We start from the raw sequence: 16,439 nt of genomic DNA on the forward strand, positions 1-16,439 counted from the left end.
AAAGGAAAGATGTTATGTTAACAGGAAAACAAAAAAGATTTTTAAGAGGAGAAGCACATCATTTAAATGCTATTTTTCAAGTTGGAAAAGATGGTGTGAATACAAATCAAGTAAAGGGTGTTTTAGAAGCTTTAGATGCACAAGAACTTATTAAGGTGAAATTACTTGATAGTTGTCCAGATGATGTGAATACAGTTGCTTTAGAATTAAGTGTACAAACAAAATCAGATGTTGTTCAAATTATTGGACATACAATTGTATTGTATAAAGCAAGTGATAAAGGGTTGTATAAATTACCATGAGAAAGATAGGATTATTTGGTGGGAGTTTTGATCCCATTCATAAAGCCCATGTTGAAATTGCTAAGATGGCTTTAAAACAATTACAATTAGATGAAGTTCAATTGATTCCAACAAAAAATAATCCATGGAAAGATAAAGATTGTGCTAGTCAGCAAGAGCGTTTAGAAATGATGAAAATTGCTTTAAAAGATGAAAAGCAATTAACCATTAATACAATAGAGATATTACAAGACAGTGAAGAAAAAAACTACACTATTGATACTATTTTAAGTTTAATAAAAGAACATAGAGATGATGAGTATTATTATATTATGGGAATGGATCAAGCAAATCTCTTTTATAAATGGAAAGAAGCTAAAAAAATAAGTGAACTTGTTCATCTTGTGGCTTTTCATCGAGGTGGTTATGAAATTGATATGAACCAAATAACAAATTTTCATTTTACGCTTTTAAAAAATGAAGCCATTGATGCATCAAGTAGTGCAGTAAGAGAGGGTCATGTTGAATTACTAGATAAAGACGTTTTAAGATATATCACATCACAAGGTCTTTATTTAGAAACAATCGTAGCAAGTCAAATGAAAGAAAAACGTTGGAAACATACATGCAGTGTTGCAAAGTTAGCTAGTGAAATAGCCAAGGCAAATCATTTAAATGAAAAACAAGCTTATATTGCAGGAATGTTTCATGATATTGCTAAGGAGATGGACTATGAAAAGTCTCGCCAAATTATGCAAGCTCATTTTCCACAATATATTGATAAACCGGTTGCTATTTGGCATCAATGGGTATCACGTTATGTGAGTGAACATGTCTATTTAATTGATGATAAAGTTGTTTTAGATGCAATTGAACATCATACAACAGGGTCAACAAAGATGTCAGCAATTGGTAAATGTGTTTATGTGGCAGATAAATTAGATCCTTTACGTGGTTATGATTCTTCAGCACAGATTGCTATTTGTAAGCAAGATATACATCAAGGATTTAGAGATTCTTTAATTGATTTTTATGAATTTTCAACAAAAAATCATCGAGATATAGATGAATGTTTTTATGAAATATATGATTATTTTATTACGAGAGGAGAAATATAATGACAAAATTAGAATGTATTGTTAAAGCAATGGATGATAAATTAGCAACTCATATCACAGCAATTGATATGCGTGATGCAAGTCCAATTTTTGATACTTTTGTATTGTGTACAGCAAGTAATGATAGATTGATGCATGCAATTCAACAAAATATTAAAGATGAATGTGATAAACATGGTTATGAAGTAAAAAGTGTTGAAGGTTTAAGAGATTCTAAATGGATTTTAATTGATTTAGGTGATATTGTTTGTCATATTTTTGAAGCAAGTGAAAGAGAAAATTATAATTTAGAAAAATTATGGGGAGATATGCCTCGTATTAATGTTGAAGGAATGTTAGCAAAATGAGTTATGAAACTTTTGCTTATTATTATGATAGTCTCATGGAACCGCAATTTTATGATGATTATGAAAATTTTATCATGAATCATGCTTCATTTGATGAAGTTTTGGAACTTGGATGTGGCACAGGGGAAATGGCTATTCGTTTAGCTAAAAGAAAAAAATCAGTCTTTGCGACTGATTTATCAACAGATATGTTAGAAGTAGCTAAACAAAAAGCTATGGCTGAAAATGTTAATTTGATTTTACAGAGAATAGATATGAGTGATTTTTCGACTTCTCATCAAGTTGATTTGATTTTATGTTTATGTGATTCGATTAATTATTTATTAGATGTTGAGGATGTCATTCAAACATTTCGTAATGTTTATCAATCATTAAAGGCAGAGGGAACATTTATTTTTGATATTGATAGTCTTTATAAGATGAATGTTATTTTAAAGGATTATTGTGAAAAAGAGGATGATGAAGAATTTGCTTTTGAATGGAATGTTGAATTATTAGATGAAGGATATGTTCATCATCATGTTTATATAGAAGATAAGATTGAACATGAGATTGTTGATGAAGAACATTATCAAAAGACTTATAGTGTTGCACAATATTTATATTGGTTAAAAGAAGTTGGATTTGAAAAAATTGAATATTATAGTGATTTTGATGAATATCATGATGATTGTGAAAGAGTGATTTTTGTTTGTAGAAAAGAGGAATAGTTATGATTGGTATTATTGGTGCAATGGAAGAAGAAGTTGCGGAAATTTTGAAGTTAGTTGAAATATATGAAAAGAAGGATTATCAAGGATATACTTTTTATGAAGGAGTTATGAATTATCATCAGGTTGTTGTTTTACAAGGTGGAATTGGTAAAGTTAATGCAGCTATTTCTACAACTTTATTATTAACTCATTATGATATTGATGTTGTTATTAATATTGGATCAGCTGGTGGATTGCATAAGGATCAAAATGTCGGTGATGTTGTTATTTCATCAGGTGTTATTCATCATGATGTTGATGTAACAGCTTTTGGGCGTGCTTTAGGAGAAGTTCCAGGGATGCCATGTATCTTTTTACCTGATGAAAAATTATTGACATGTGTACAAGGAATTTTACAAGAACAAAAGATTCCTTCACATGTTGGTTTAATTGCTTCTGGTGATCAATTTATTGCCAGAAAGGAACAAGTCGCTGCTATTCAAAAAGCTTTCCCAGAAGCCATGTGTGCTGAAATGGAAGCTGCTTCGATTGCACAAGTTTGTCATGTCTTTAACAAACGTTTTATTATCACACGTTCTTTAAGTGATGTTTTTGACAAAGGAGAAAGTCCTATGCAATTTGATGAATATTTAAAAAAAGCAAGTATCGCATCTGCCAAGATGTGCTATGAAATTGTTTCAACGTTTTAGCAATAACGACATGTTATTGCTTCTTTTTTGGAGGTGAAATTATGAAAAATATTGAATTATTAGCTCCTGCAGGAGATCAAGAATCGTTAATTGCTGCAGTACAAAATGGTGCTAATGCGATTTATTTAGGGGGAACTTTATTTAATGCACGAGCATTTGCAAAAAATTTTGATCATGAACAAATGAAATGGGCTGTTGAGTATGCACATTTACACCATGTTAAAATTTATGTAACCGTTAATACATTATATAAAGATGAAGAATTTGAACAATTATTTTCTTATATCCAAGATTTATATGATTTACAAGTCGATGCTTTGATTATTCAAGATATTGGTTTGTTTGATATTGTAAGACAATGTTTTCCTGATTTTGATGTTCATATGAGTACCCAGTCAACGATTATGAATCCTTATGCAGCCCACTATTTTGAACAACTTGGAGCAACAAGAATAGTTTTAGCCAGAGAAAATACAATTGAGGAAATTAGAGATATCTGTCAATCAACTTCTTTAGAAGTCGAAGTCTTTGTCCATGGAGCAATGTGTGTATGTTATTCAGGGCAATGTTTGATGAGTAGTATGATTGGCAAACGTAGTGGAAATAGAGGAGCATGCGCTCAACCCTGTCGTTTACAATATCGTTTAGAAAAAGATGGTCAATTGTTAGAAAACAAAATTCCATATTTGCTTTCTCCTAAAGATATGATGACGATTGAGCATGTTGGATTGTTAATTGAAGCAGGTGTAACATCTTTTAAAATTGAAGGTAGGATGAAACGTCCTGAATATGTAGCTAGTGTTGTAAAAGCTTACCGCCATGCGATAGATAGCTATTTAGCTAAGAAAAAAGTTGATTTAAAAGAAGATATTGCCTATATGAAAGCTATGTTTAATCGCAATTATACAAGTGGATATATGAATCATGATACTTATCTTTTAGATGGTGATTATTCAGGGAATAAAGGAATTGTGATTGGTGAAGTTGTTTATTATGATCGTAGTCATAAACGTGTGTCAGTTTTATTGCAACATGATTTATATCAAGGAGATAGTATTGTTTTTGAAAAAATTGATAAAGGTAGACCTGTTAATAAGATTTACTTGAATAAAAAATTAGTAAATCAGGGGAAAAAGGGGGATACTGTTGAAATTGAATTTGATTTTCCTGTTTCAAAGGGATTGGTAAGAAAGACGATAGATAAACAAGTTATTGAAAAAATGCAAAAAACATATGATAAAGAATATCGTCAAAGTGCGATAAAGATGTCTTTTTATGCACATATTGGACAAAATGCTCAATTAACAGTTGAACAAGGTGATTATCAAATCACAGTGAAAAGTCCTTCTTTGGTGGAAAAGGCATTAAAAACGCCTCTTGATGAACAAAGAATAAAAAAACAATTATCAAAATTAGGCCAGACGCCATTTTATGTCCAAACAATGACAATTGACATTGATGATCAAATCATTATGCCAATTAAAGAACTCAATGAATTACGACGAGAAGCAGTTCTTTTATTAAGTGAGCAATTATCACATCAACAAATTCATCAAAAACACATGCCATCTTTACCACAACTACCAATTCAAGAAGCTAAAAAAACAACCCAAATCTATGTTCAGGTCAGTACCCTTGAACAATTAGAATGGGCTTGTCAATATCCCGATTTTTTGATTGTTTACCCATATCAATCAAATCTTGAAAAAGCAAACCACATTTGTCAAACATATCAAAAAGAATTGATTTTAGCAACTCCACGAGTTTGTAAAAAACAAGAAATCGATGAAATTAAAACAATTATCAAGCAACAAAATATCAAAACGATCTTAGTTAATGATTATGGAGCTTATGATGCTTTTAAAGATTACTCAAGAATTGTAGGAACTGGGCTAAATGTTTATAATTCTTATGCTAGTCATCATTATCAGTTACCAACAATTGTTTCCTTAGAGATGTCATTAAAAAATATCAATCAAATGCAAACTGATTTTTCTAAGTGTATTGTTCAAGTCTATGGAAAAGTTGAAAATATGATTAGTGATTATTGTCCAATATCACAATATTATTTTGGTTATCAAAAGAAACAATGTCAGATTTGTAAACAAGGAAAATTTGCTTTAGTAGATCGAAAGAACGAACATTTTGATATTGTCTGTGATGAACAATGCCGAATGCATTTATTAAATTGCCATACACTTTATTTAGAACAGCTAGATAAATTAAAAGCTGGCGGATTATTTATACATATTACAAATGAAGATGAACAAACGACAAAATTCGTTTTTGATGAAATGATTTCATTTATCAAATATGGAAATAAGCCTCAAATAAAAGAGAAAATAAAAACAACATCAGGATATTTTAAAGATTAATATCGAAAAATGGTAAAGATTGTATTTATGCTTTTTTACAAATGAATTTTTTTATAATTCTAAATTGATATCGTCTATATTTAATGATATAATAAATCCATGGAGGTGGCATTATGGCAATAGATATGGATTTAGCAAAAAGATTGAAAACCTATCGTAACTTTAAACATTTGACACAAAAAGAAGTCGCTGCTCATCTTAATGTTCCACATTCTGCCATTTCAGATATTGAAAATGGGAAACGTGATGTGACTGTTGGAGAATTAAAAATTCTTTCACATCTTTATGGACGTAGTGTTGAAGAAATCATGAGCGGTAAAAAATATGATTATTATAATATCGCTAATATTGCGCGACTTTTAACAGAATTACCAGATGAAGATTTAAAAGAAGTTATGTTTATTATCGAATATAAACGTAAAAGATTAGAAGAAAAAAACAAGGCCAGTCAATAAGCTAGTCTTGTTTTTTTATAAAAGAGTTTTAAATTCCTCTAATAAATCTAAACCCTCTGTTAATATTGTATCAGGACACAATGTATCTTTATGATGATGAAAATATTGGACATTTATGGAGTCATCTTCAATTGTTAAAATAGCATAAGTCCCATAAGCATAACTTCCTCGATTCATCATTAAACTTCCTGGATTGATAAAATGAATACCTTGATGAATTTGATGAGTAGGGACATGAGTATGTCCATGTAAACAAATACGACAATGATGTTGTTGGCAAAGTTCAATTAATTGATCATATCCATAATATACTTGATAAAGATGACCATGCGTTATACATATATGATGGAAAATACGATAGGCTGGATAGGGAGCATAATCATGATTGCCTTTCACAACGACATCAAATTTTTCAATTACTGGATCGTCCATTGGCAAAGAAGAATCTCCACAATGAACCATATAATCAACTTGATGTTGATATTTTTTTACAACACGTTGTAAATCATTTCCAAACAAATGACTATCACTAATAACTAAAATTTTCATAATCCCATCTCTTTTCTTGTTTCTATTTTATCATAAGTTTAATCATATTGAAATGAGTTCTTCTTTGATTTATCACAATTATCTTGATACTTATTCAGGGATTTTTCATAAATACAGAATATTTTTAGTCGTTTTTTGCTGATTAATTCTTTATATTTTCTGAAACAGAAAAAAATTGCTTCGTAAGTGTTTACAATCGAGGGAAAAGTTGGTAAAATAATATCAGTGAAATAACTAGAAAAGGAGTAACGAATATGAAAACTATTTTATTAGTATGTTCTGCAGGAATGTCTACAAGTTTATTAGTAACAAAAATGGAAGGAGCAGCTAAAGATGCTGGTGTTGAATGCAAAATCTTTGCATTACCATTCTCTGATGCACCTAGAGTATTAGAAGAAGTTGACTGCATTTTACTTGGCCCTCAAGTAAGATTCCAAAAAGCAGCTATCGAAAAATTAGCAGCTGGAAGAAAAGCTGGACCTATCCCAGTTGATGTTATCGATATGAGAGATTATGGAACTATGAACGGTAAAGCTGTATTTGACCGTGCAATGAAATTATTAGGAGAATAATCAAATAAAAGGAGCTTGGCTCCTTTTTTTCTTTCCTTTTGAGATAAGGTTTGCTATAATATTAAAAAATATTGGAGGATGATAGACAAATGGAAAAAGCAATTATAACTGTCGTTGGAAAAGATCAAGTAGGAATTATCGCTAAGGTTTGTGCTTATTTAGCTGATGCGCAAATTAATATTCTTGATATTTCTCAAACAATTTTAGATGGATTTTTTAATATGATGATGATTGTTGATGCAAGTCATGCTAAGGGTGAATTTTATGAAATTGCTGAGGAATTAGAAAAACTTGGTGAAGAAATTGGGGTTAATATTAAATTGCAACATGAAGATATCTTCAATAAAATGCATAGAATCTAAGGAGGAAAAAGATGATTAATTTATTTGAAGTTGCCGAAACAAATAAAATGATTGAACAAGAGAACTTAGATGTGCGTACAATCACAATTGGTATTAGTTTATTAGATTGTATGGATGCAAATATTGATGTTCTTTGTCAAAACATATATCAAAAAATCACAAGTATTGCCAAAGATCTTGTGAAAACTGGTGAAGCTATTGAAAAGAAATATGGTATTCCCATTGTTAACAAAAGAATTTCTGTAACACCAATTGGTTTTGTTGGTGCAAGTGCATGCCATAGTACAGATGATTTTGTTAAAATTGCACATACTTTAGATCGTTGTGCGCATGTTGTGGGAGTTAATTTCATTGGGGGATATAGTGCTATTGTATCTAAAGGAATGACAAAAGCAGAACGTTTATTAATCGAATCTATTCCGCAAGCAATGCGTGAAACTGAGCTTGTTTGTAGTTCGGTTAATGTTGGTTCAACAAAAACTGGAATTAATATGGATGCTGTGAAATTAATTGGGGAAATTGTTAAAGAAACAGCTGAATTAACAAAAGAAAATGATTCTATTGGTTGTGCTAAATTTGTGGTTTTCTGTAATGCACCTGATGATAATCCATTTATGGCTGGAGCATTCCATGGTGTGAGTGAAGCTGATTCAATTATCAATGTTGGAGTCAGTGGTCCTGGCGTTGTGAGAAATGCGATTAAAACTGCTAAAGGAAAAGATTTTGGTGAGTTATGTGAAACTGTAAAGAAAACTGCATTTAAAATTACTCGTGTTGGACAATTGGTTGCTAGAGAGGCTTCAGCAGCATTGAATATTCCTTTTGGAATTATTGACTTATCATTAGCACCAACACCAGCTGTTGGAGATAGTATTGCAGATTGTCTACAAGAAATGGGTCTTGAAAGAGTAGGGGCACCTGGAACAACAGCTGCGCTTGCAATTTTAAATGACCAAGTGAAAAAAGGTGGAGTTATGGCTTCTTCATATGTAGGTGGACTTTCAGGCGCATTTATTCCTGTTAGTGAAGATCAAAGTATGATTGATGCTGTTGAAGCGGGTGCTTTGACTTTGGAAAAATTAGAAGCGATGACTTGTGTATGTTCTGTTGGTTTGGACATGATTGCTATTCCTGGGAAAACATCAGCAAAGACAATTGCTGGGATTATTGCAGATGAAATGGCTATTGGTATGATTAATCAAAAAACAACAGCTGTTAGAATTATACCAGTTGTTGGTAAAGATGTTGGAGAAACTGTTGAATTTGGTGGTTTATTAGGTTATGCACCAATTATGCCAGTGAATGAATTTTCATGTGATGAATTCATTGATCGTGGTGGAAGAATTCCGGCTCCAATCCATAGTTTTAAAAATTAAAAAGGCGATGTTTGTCGTCTTTTTTAACTATAAGGAAGAAGGTATAAAAAATGTTATTAGATCATTTAATTATTTATCGTCATTTAACAAAAGATGCAGATGTTGAAAAGTGTTTATCATTTATTGAAGATGAATCACTTTTAAATGAAGAAGATTTTATTGCTACAATGCTTACACTTGCTGAACGTTATGATTTACATGGACATCTATTTCAAAGCTTACTGACGTATTTATTAGCTCATCATGAAAATTCATTTACTTTATCTTTGGAAAGAAAACAACCTATTTCTGAAGCTTTAAAAGAAGTGATTATGAATGATCTGCAGATGCTATATCAAATGTATCATTTTGATTTTTCTAAGCTTAATCCACTATATAAAGATTTATTTATTGATTTTCCTCATAGTAAGCCAATTATTAATCAAGAAATTTATGATTTATTAACAAAGCTACAAATTATGCTTTCAAAGAGCACATCAGTAGCAGAATTTTATGAAATATTATATAATCACTATCGTCAATATGGAGTAGGAAAATATGGTTTAAATAAAGCTTTCCGTTATTTAGATAATGAGATTATACCAATTGAACATATTGGGAATAATACATTAGAACAGTTAATTGGTTATGAAAGTCAAAAAGAACGTTTAAAAGCCAATACAGAAGCTTTTTTAAATGGTAGAAAAGCCAATAATGTTTTACTCTATGGTGATAGTGGAACAGGAAAATCTAGTAGTATTAAGGCATTGTTAAATGAATATTATAAAGATGGTTTACGTATGGTAGAAGTTTATAAGCATCAATTTATTGCTTTGCCACAAATTATCAATGAATTACAAAATCGTCAATATCGTTTTATTATTTTTATGGATGATTTATCATTTGAAGAATTTGAGGTTGAATATAAATATCTAAAAGCTGTTATTGAAGGTGGCTTAGAAAAGAAACCAGAAAATATTTTGATTTATGCGACAAGTAATCGTAGACATCTTATTAAAGAAACTTGGAATGATAGAAATCATGATCAAGAAATTAATAACAATGATGCTAAACAAGAAAAATTATCACTTGTTTCACGTTTTGGAGTACAGATTATGTATATTCATCCTGATAAACAACATTATTTGGATATTATCGATGGTTTAGCTAGTGCTTATCATTTGGATATGGATGAAGATGAATTACATGACAAAGCATTACAGTGGGAAATCAGAAATGGAGGTTTTTCTGGGCGAACTGCAAAACAGTTTATTCATATGTTGCTTGGAAAGAAATAATGAAAGAATTAAAATTAGAAGATTATCCAATTATTAAACCGTATTTAGATTTAGCAAATTATGAAGGTTATAATTCCAATTTTGTAACAATGATGATGTGGAATCATGAGTATCATATTCAATATGAAATTCATGAGCATTTCTTAGTGATGTTACATAATTATAAAGGAATGAAATTTTGGGCTATGCCTTTTACAGCACCCGAATATTATAAAGAAGCGATTGATTATATGATTGATTACAGTCATCAAAATCAATTTCCATTTATGATAGATTGTGCAATTGAATCATTTGTTGAAATAATTCAAAAAGATTATCATGAACAATTATTATTTGAAAGAACCCCTTATAACGATGATTACATTTATGATCGTCAAATGCTTCAAACTTTATCAGGAAAGAAAATGCAAAAAAGAAGAAATCATTATAATGCCTTTTTAAAAGAACATCCACATTATGTTTATCGTGATTTAGATTTGACTGAAGATTTTGAAACTATTTTACAATGTTTGAATAAGTGGGAAGCTGAAAAAGATGATTTGAGTGAATCGATGACAAGTGAAGTTCGTGGTATTATGTCATTATTATCTTCAAAACATCTTTTGGATTTTGAAGTAGGAGGTATCTTTATTGATGAACAAATGGAGGCTTTTATAATTGCTTCACGCTTAAAGCATTCGACAATTCAAATTCATGTAGAAAAAGCAAATAAAGAAATTCGAGGACTTTATCCTGCAATTTTAAAAGAGTTATTAGAACATCATTTTCCTGATGAAAAATATGTCAATAGAGAAGAAGATATGGGCTTAGAAAACTTGCGTAAATCTAAGCAATCTTTACATCCATTAAAAATGATTCATAAGTATTGTATTTATGAAAAAAAGTTATGTGTGAGTCAAGCAAGTGATGATGATTTTAATGAAATTATTGATTTATGGAAAAAATCTTTTGTTGATGAAACTTTAGAAACAACACATTATTATTTTGATAATCTTTATCAAAAAGAAAATACTTTTGTTTTAAAGAATTATCAGGAGATTATTTCAGTTTTACAGATTCATTCAATGATGATTAAAAATCATCAAATCGAGGAAGAATGTTATTTTATATTAGGTGTTTGTACAAAAGCGGAGTATCAAGGACAAGGGTGTATGAAATATCTTTTAAATGATGTCTTAAAACGATATGAAGATAAAAAAATCTATTTACAAGCATATGTACCTGATATTTATCGTCCTTTTGGATTCAATGCATCTCATTTTCATCAAATTATTACTGTAGATAAATCAAAACTTGGTTTTGAACCATTGATGCCCACTGATGATGAAAACCTTTTAAAAGCTTATTATGAAGCTTATACAAGCTCTTTAGATGAGTATTGTATAAGAGATGAACAATATTGGAAACAATTGATTTATCGATGTCATATTTTTGATGATCAAATTCTTATTTTTGAAAATCATGGTTATCTTATTTATCATGAAGATGAAAATGAAATCTATGTAAGTGAATGTGTTTATTTAAATAATGACGCCATTTTAAAAATGTTATCTTACTTTAAAAATTCAGCAAAAGTATTGAAGGTAGAAGGGGATATGAATATAGCTATAGACGGAGATAAAGAAAGAATTATAACCATGATGTCAAATCAAGTTCAAGAAGATATTGTGGATAATCATAAATATATTAATGAAATTTACTAAAAATCAGAATTATTCTGATTTTTTTATTTACTTATTAAATAAAATTTGATATGATAAAAAAAGTTAAAGGATGTGTAAAGGATGAACCTACCTATTTGATACCCATTAAAAAATAAATAAATAAAGATATAAGTTCTATTTTTTATGTGTATAAATAGGGAGGTTTTTATGTACTCAAAAAAGAATATTAGAATAATGTATGCAATGTCTCTTTTACAAGGCATGGTATTTTATGGACCTATAGCAACTTTGTATCGTCAAAGTGTAGGTGTAACAGTTTTTCAAATTACATTTATTGAAAGTGTTTCTTTAGCATTAGCTATTTTATTAGAAATCCCTTGGGGTGTTGTTGCAGATAAAATAGGGTATAAGAAATCAATGATTATTTGTTCTTTGCTTTATTTTATTAGTAAAATTGTTTTTTATGGAGCAAATGGTTTTACAGCTTTTTTAATTGAAAGGATTATATTAAGTGTTGTTATTGCAGGATTATCTGGTTTGGATTCAAGTATTTTATATTTATCAGCTCCACCACAGCAATCACAAAAAGTATTTTCTATCTATAATAATTTAGGAACTACAGGGTTGATTTTTGCTGCAGGAGTTTATTCAATCTTTATTCGTGATCATTATCGTGAAGCAGCTTTTTTAACAATGATAAGTTATGCTATTGCTTTTTTCTTATCTTTAGGTTTAGATGAAGTGAAAGATCAGGATGAATCAAATTCCTCTTTTTCATTAAATGATTTTCGTGATTGCTTTCAAGAGTTTTTGAAGCATAAGGCATTTCTTTTGTTTTTAATTGCAATTGCGTTATTTAATGAAACTCATCAAACAATAACAACTTTCTTAAATCAATTACAGTTTATTGCTGGAGGGTTAAACAACCAACAAATAGGATATATTTATATTGTTACAACGCTTTGTGGCTTGTTAGGTCTTTTCTCAACGTATTTGACAAATAAACTAGGGGAGAGACGGTTGATTGTTATTTTGTTAATAGCTATGTTCATAGCTTGTAGCGCACTCACAATAACTTATATTCCGATTATTTCAATTGTTGCAATTGTAGGAATGCGTATTTCATTTAGTTTATTACAGCCACTACAAATGAAAATTCAAAATCAACAAATCGAAACAACAAATCGTGCTACACTTTTAAGTTTAAATGCTGTTATGATGGACAGTGTTGCTATTATTACAAATTTAATTTTTGGGAGATTGGCCGATTTTCATTTGTCATATGCAATGATGTTAGGGGTAATTTTTAGTTTTTTATCGATTATCTGTTATACTTTATGGCTTAGATATCAAAAATAACAGTAAAAAGGAGTCTTGTTTCAATAAAGGCTCTTTTTCTTTATAGATACGCTTAACTTCCATAGTGTAGATTTTATGTGAATTATTTATACATAATTAATAGATATCAATAAGAATAGACCCCTTACTAAGCCTCAACAATTCTCCACACCTCTTTATTAGGTAGTTTTTTTTATTTTTAAGTTCACATAGATAGTTTTTAGAAATATGTAATTTATATTGAAGACCAGAAGAATTCATTCTATAATGAAACTAGCAGATAATTATTTTATAAAAAAAGGAAAATATTAATATGAAAAAAATTTTAATTATTTTAGTTTCAATAATACTCATAATTATTATTGCATCTTTCTTTGCTCTAAAAGAAAAACAATCTAATATGTATTACATTGATAAATATACAAATACAAAAATTGAATACACGTCAGATGAAGTAACGACTATTAGTAAATTTATCAAACAATTAAAATCTGTAGAAGAAAAACAAGTTATTGATACTTATGGTGAAGGAACAGTTTATTTTGGTGAACAGCCACAAATGTTTATTGATGGGGAAAGTGTACATATATATAACACAAAATTAGAAGAATATATTGTTATCATTAGTGATGATGGGCAAGATAATTATTATATATCCTCAAAAGACAATATTGATAAGCTGTTAGATAACATAGCAAATATTTCAGACAGTTCAATTCATCCATGGGAAAGTGAATAAAAACATTAGAAAAAGAGTGGCAGCCAGCTACTCTTTTAAATTTAAAATCAATAATAATTATTATTTATAACTTCGCATAATATATGTTATGTGAATTATAGAATATTCGATAATGCTGTTATTGTCACAATCAAACCAATAAATACGCTTAAAACCATTATATATTTATATATTGGTTGTGGATCTTGACGATTGTTATTATATACAGCTAAAAATGAACATACATACATTGCCATCGCAATCAAATAATTGGTTATTAAGGGCCATAAATTACCTTGTAAAGAAATCCCAAAAATAAATAACAAACTGCCTATTAATAATCCTGCTAATGACATGATTATAACTTTTCTCGTTTTCTGATTATCCATAATAACTCCTTAAATGATTTGTTCAAGCAATGAATCACCAATGCCTGGATTTTCAACATCAAAATTATCAGCAATTGTTGCTCCAATAACTGCATAGCTTTTTAACAACCCTAAATGTCTTGGGCTTTGAAGTGATTTGCTATAAATAATTAATGGCACATTTTCACGCGTATGGTCTGTCCCTTTATAAGTTGGATCATTTCCGTGGTCTGCAGTAATCATCAATAAATCATCATCATTTAAATAATATAATAATTCATCTAGTTGTTGATCAAATTCTACAATAGCTTGTCCATAACCTTCTGGATTTCTTCTATGTCCAAAAACTGCATCGAAATCAACTAAATTCAAAAAAGCAAGTCCTGTGAAATCTTCTTTTGCAATATCTGTTGTTTTTTGCATTCCATCAGCATTTGAAACAGTTTTTACTTTTTTAGTAATGCCTTGATCTACAAATATATCCGGAATTTTTCCAATTCCTATAACATCTATATGATTTTCCTTCAAACTATCTAAAACAGTCTTACCAAATGGTTTTAAAGCTAAATCATGACGATTTGCAGTTCTAACAAATTCACCTTTCTTTTTTCCGATATATGGTCTTGCTATAATACGTCCAACTTTCCATTTATCATCCATAGCAATTTCTCTTGCTATTTCACAAGCTTTATAAAGTTCTTCTAACGGAATGACTTCTTCATTGGCTGCAATTTGAAAAACTGAATCAGCTGATGTATAAACAATCCAATCCCCTGTCTTTATCTGATGTTCTCCCCAATCATCTAAAATTTTTGTTCCACTCTCAGCATAATTTCCAACACATTTACGACCAGTTTTTTCTTCAAATAATTCAATAAATTCTTTTGGAAATCCTGTTTCTGTAAATGTTTGGAAAGGTTTCGTAATATGTAATCCCATCATTTCCCAATGTCCTGTCATGGTATCCTTACCATTAGAAACTTCTTCTAAACGTGCAGTATATGCCAATTGATTTTTTAAAGAATGAATTCCTTTAAAATTTCCAATACTCCCAAGACCCATGCCTTCTAAATGTGGGAGATCTAAACCATTTACACTTTCACAAATATGTCCAAGGGTATTTGCACCTTCATCACCAAATGCAGCGGCATCACATGCATCCCCTACTCCTAATGAATCTAATACAATTAAAAATACTCTTTTATACTTTTTCATGTTATTTTCTTCCTTTCTGATTTCTTGGATGGAACTTTTTATATTTATCGATGGTTTTACTTTGAGAAACATGTGTATAGATTGTTGTTGTGGAAATATCACTATGTCCAAGCATTTCTTGAATAGATCTTAAATCAGCATCATTTTCTAGTAAATGGGTTGCAAATGTATGGCGCAAAGTATGCGGAGTTACATGTTTTTTGATACCACTTTTTTGCACAAGTTTTTGAAGAATATGATAAAAATCATCACGTTTAATAGGTATACCTTTATTATTGATGAAAAGGTATGAACTTGTATTCTTCTCACATAATTGTGGCCGATATTCTTCAATATATTCTTTTAGTAATTGACAACAACGATGATTCATCGGTACAATTCTTTCTTTATTCCCTTTTCCTATACATTTAATAAACCCTTTATTAAGATTAACTGCTGATAACGTTAAAGAACACATCTCACTTACTCTTAATCCTGAAGCATAGAGAACTTCCATCATACACCTATTTCGAGCTGAAATCGGATCACTGATTTCTACAGAATCAAGAAGTTGGTTGATTTCTTCTTTGCTTAATACTTCTGGGAGATATTGTTCCTTTTTCGCCATTTCAAAGGCACTCATTACATTCTGTTTTACAATATTTTCCTTGACTAAGAAAACATAGAATTGTCGTAAGGAAACCATATGTCGATTGCTAGATGATGTCGATAAGTGTTTTTTCATCTCTTTAAGATAAAGATACACATGGTCTTTTGAAATATCTTCAATATTGTCAATGTGATATTGTTCATTAATAACATTAAAGAAATCTAATAAATCACGCATATAACTATCGATTGTATTTTGGCTATATCCCTTTTCAACAATCATATATTGTTTATATTCTCTTAAAGCATCTTTCCATTTCAAAATATATCACCTTTTTTATTATATCAAAAACTCTCTTTAAATAACATCGTTTTTATAAAAGGATTCACATTAATAGAAATGATTTTTTGCATTCATATGAGATTTATGTCTC

18 protein-coding genes are annotated in these 16,439 nt (G+C 29.7%); 14 read left to right on the forward strand and 4 right to left on the reverse strand.

Annotation, left to right across the window (positions count from 1 at the left end; all coding sequences use genetic code 11):
- Positions 1–14 precede the first annotated feature (14 nt).
- The 7 genes from yhbY (at position 15) to EDD60_RS14540 (ending at position 5,978) form a co-directional block, all read left to right on the forward strand.
- A complete protein-coding gene (gene yhbY, locus EDD60_RS14510) occupies positions 15–302 on the forward strand; it encodes a ribosome assembly RNA-binding protein YhbY (RefSeq protein ID WP_066450621.1) in 288 nt (95 codons plus the stop codon).
- A complete protein-coding gene (nadD, locus tag EDD60_RS14515) occupies positions 299–1,399 on the forward strand; it encodes a nicotinate (nicotinamide) nucleotide adenylyltransferase (RefSeq protein WP_066450623.1) in 1,101 nt (366 codons plus the stop codon). Before yhbY ends, nadD begins: the two co-directional genes overlap by 4 nt.
- A complete protein-coding gene (gene rsfS, locus EDD60_RS14520; protein WP_066450626.1) occupies positions 1,399–1,746 on the forward strand; it encodes a ribosome silencing factor in 348 nt (115 codons plus the stop codon). The genes nadD and rsfS overlap by 1 nt, the downstream gene beginning before the upstream one ends.
- Positions 1,743–2,456, forward strand: coding sequence for a class I SAM-dependent DNA methyltransferase (locus EDD60_RS14525; RefSeq protein WP_066450629.1), 714 nt, complete (start codon positions 1,743–1,745; stop codon positions 2,454–2,456). Before rsfS ends, EDD60_RS14525 begins: the two co-directional genes overlap by 4 nt.
- A gap of 2 nt (positions 2,457–2,458) precedes the next feature.
- Positions 2,459–3,148: a 5'-methylthioadenosine/adenosylhomocysteine nucleosidase gene (locus EDD60_RS14530; protein ID WP_066450630.1), complete on the forward strand. Its 690-nt coding sequence runs from the start codon at positions 2,459–2,461 to the stop codon at positions 3,146–3,148.
- A gap of 41 nt (positions 3,149–3,189) precedes the next feature.
- The gene (locus EDD60_RS14535) at positions 3,190–5,523 is read left to right on the forward strand and encodes a U32 family peptidase (RefSeq protein ID WP_066450631.1); all 2,334 of its coding nucleotides are present in this window, start codon (positions 3,190–3,192) and stop codon (positions 5,521–5,523) included.
- A 113-nt stretch (positions 5,524–5,636) separates the two neighbouring features.
- Positions 5,637–5,978 (forward strand): helix-turn-helix domain-containing protein, encoded by a 342-nt coding sequence (locus EDD60_RS14540; RefSeq protein ID WP_066450633.1) that lies wholly within the window; start codon positions 5,637–5,639, stop codon positions 5,976–5,978.
- 15 nt (positions 5,979–5,993) lie between these two features.
- Here the strand turns inward: EDD60_RS14540 and EDD60_RS14545 are convergent, their stop codons facing one another.
- The gene (locus EDD60_RS14545) at positions 5,994–6,527 is read right to left on the reverse strand and encodes a metallophosphoesterase family protein (RefSeq protein ID WP_066450635.1); all 534 of its coding nucleotides are present in this window, start codon (positions 6,525–6,527) and stop codon (positions 5,994–5,996) included.
- Between the two features lie 254 nt (positions 6,528–6,781).
- On the opposite strand from EDD60_RS14545, the gene EDD60_RS14550 reads away from it, so the two are divergent.
- The 7 genes from EDD60_RS14550 (at position 6,782) to EDD60_RS14580 (ending at position 13,855) form a co-directional block, all read left to right on the forward strand.
- The gene (locus EDD60_RS14550) at positions 6,782–7,099 is read left to right on the forward strand and encodes a PTS sugar transporter subunit IIB (protein ID WP_066450637.1); all 318 of its coding nucleotides are present in this window, start codon (positions 6,782–6,784) and stop codon (positions 7,097–7,099) included.
- 89 nt (positions 7,100–7,188) lie between these two features.
- Positions 7,189–7,461 (forward strand): ACT domain-containing protein, encoded by a 273-nt coding sequence (locus EDD60_RS14555; protein WP_066450639.1) that lies wholly within the window; start codon positions 7,189–7,191, stop codon positions 7,459–7,461.
- An 11-nt stretch (positions 7,462–7,472) separates the two neighbouring features.
- Complete coding sequence (locus EDD60_RS14560; RefSeq protein ID WP_066450641.1) at positions 7,473–8,837, forward strand: PFL family protein; 1,365 nt, start codon at positions 7,473–7,475, stop codon at positions 8,835–8,837.
- Positions 8,838–8,887: 50 nt separating this feature from the next.
- Positions 8,888–10,114 carry an ATP-binding protein gene (locus EDD60_RS14565; RefSeq protein WP_066450642.1) on the forward strand — a complete coding sequence of 409 codons (1,227 nt, stop codon included), beginning with the start codon at positions 8,888–8,890 and terminating at the stop codon, positions 10,112–10,114.
- Positions 10,114–11,817: a GNAT family N-acetyltransferase gene (locus EDD60_RS14570; protein WP_066450645.1), complete on the forward strand. Its 1,704-nt coding sequence runs from the start codon at positions 10,114–10,116 to the stop codon at positions 11,815–11,817. Before EDD60_RS14565 ends, EDD60_RS14570 begins: the two co-directional genes overlap by 1 nt.
- A gap of 168 nt (positions 11,818–11,985) precedes the next feature.
- Positions 11,986–13,137: an MFS transporter gene (locus EDD60_RS14575; RefSeq protein WP_066450648.1), complete on the forward strand. Its 1,152-nt coding sequence runs from the start codon at positions 11,986–11,988 to the stop codon at positions 13,135–13,137.
- Positions 13,138–13,429: 292 nt separating this feature from the next.
- The gene (locus EDD60_RS14580) at positions 13,430–13,855 is read left to right on the forward strand and encodes a hypothetical protein (protein ID WP_066450651.1); all 426 of its coding nucleotides are present in this window, start codon (positions 13,430–13,432) and stop codon (positions 13,853–13,855) included.
- A gap of 95 nt (positions 13,856–13,950) precedes the next feature.
- Here EDD60_RS14580 and EDD60_RS14585 read toward each other — a convergent pair whose 3' ends face one another.
- From EDD60_RS14585 to xerD, 3 genes are read right to left on the reverse strand one after another with little or no spacing between them, the layout of a single operon-like run.
- A complete protein-coding gene (locus tag EDD60_RS14585; protein ID WP_066450657.1) occupies positions 13,951–14,223 on the reverse strand; it encodes a hypothetical protein in 273 nt (90 codons plus the stop codon).
- A gap of 9 nt (positions 14,224–14,232) precedes the next feature.
- Positions 14,233–15,417, reverse strand: a complete 1,185-nt coding sequence (locus EDD60_RS14590; protein ID WP_066450659.1) for a phosphopentomutase — start codon at positions 15,415–15,417, stop codon at positions 14,233–14,235.
- 1 nt (position 15,418) lies between these two features.
- Positions 15,419–16,327: a site-specific tyrosine recombinase XerD gene (gene xerD, locus EDD60_RS14595; protein WP_066450661.1), complete on the reverse strand. Its 909-nt coding sequence runs from the start codon at positions 16,325–16,327 to the stop codon at positions 15,419–15,421.
- Positions 16,328–16,439 lie beyond the last annotated feature (112 nt).

This window comes from Longibaculum muris, assembly GCF_004343035.1.
Taxonomy (GTDB): domain Bacteria; phylum Bacillota_I; class Bacilli_A; order Erysipelotrichales; family Coprobacillaceae; genus Longibaculum; species Longibaculum muris.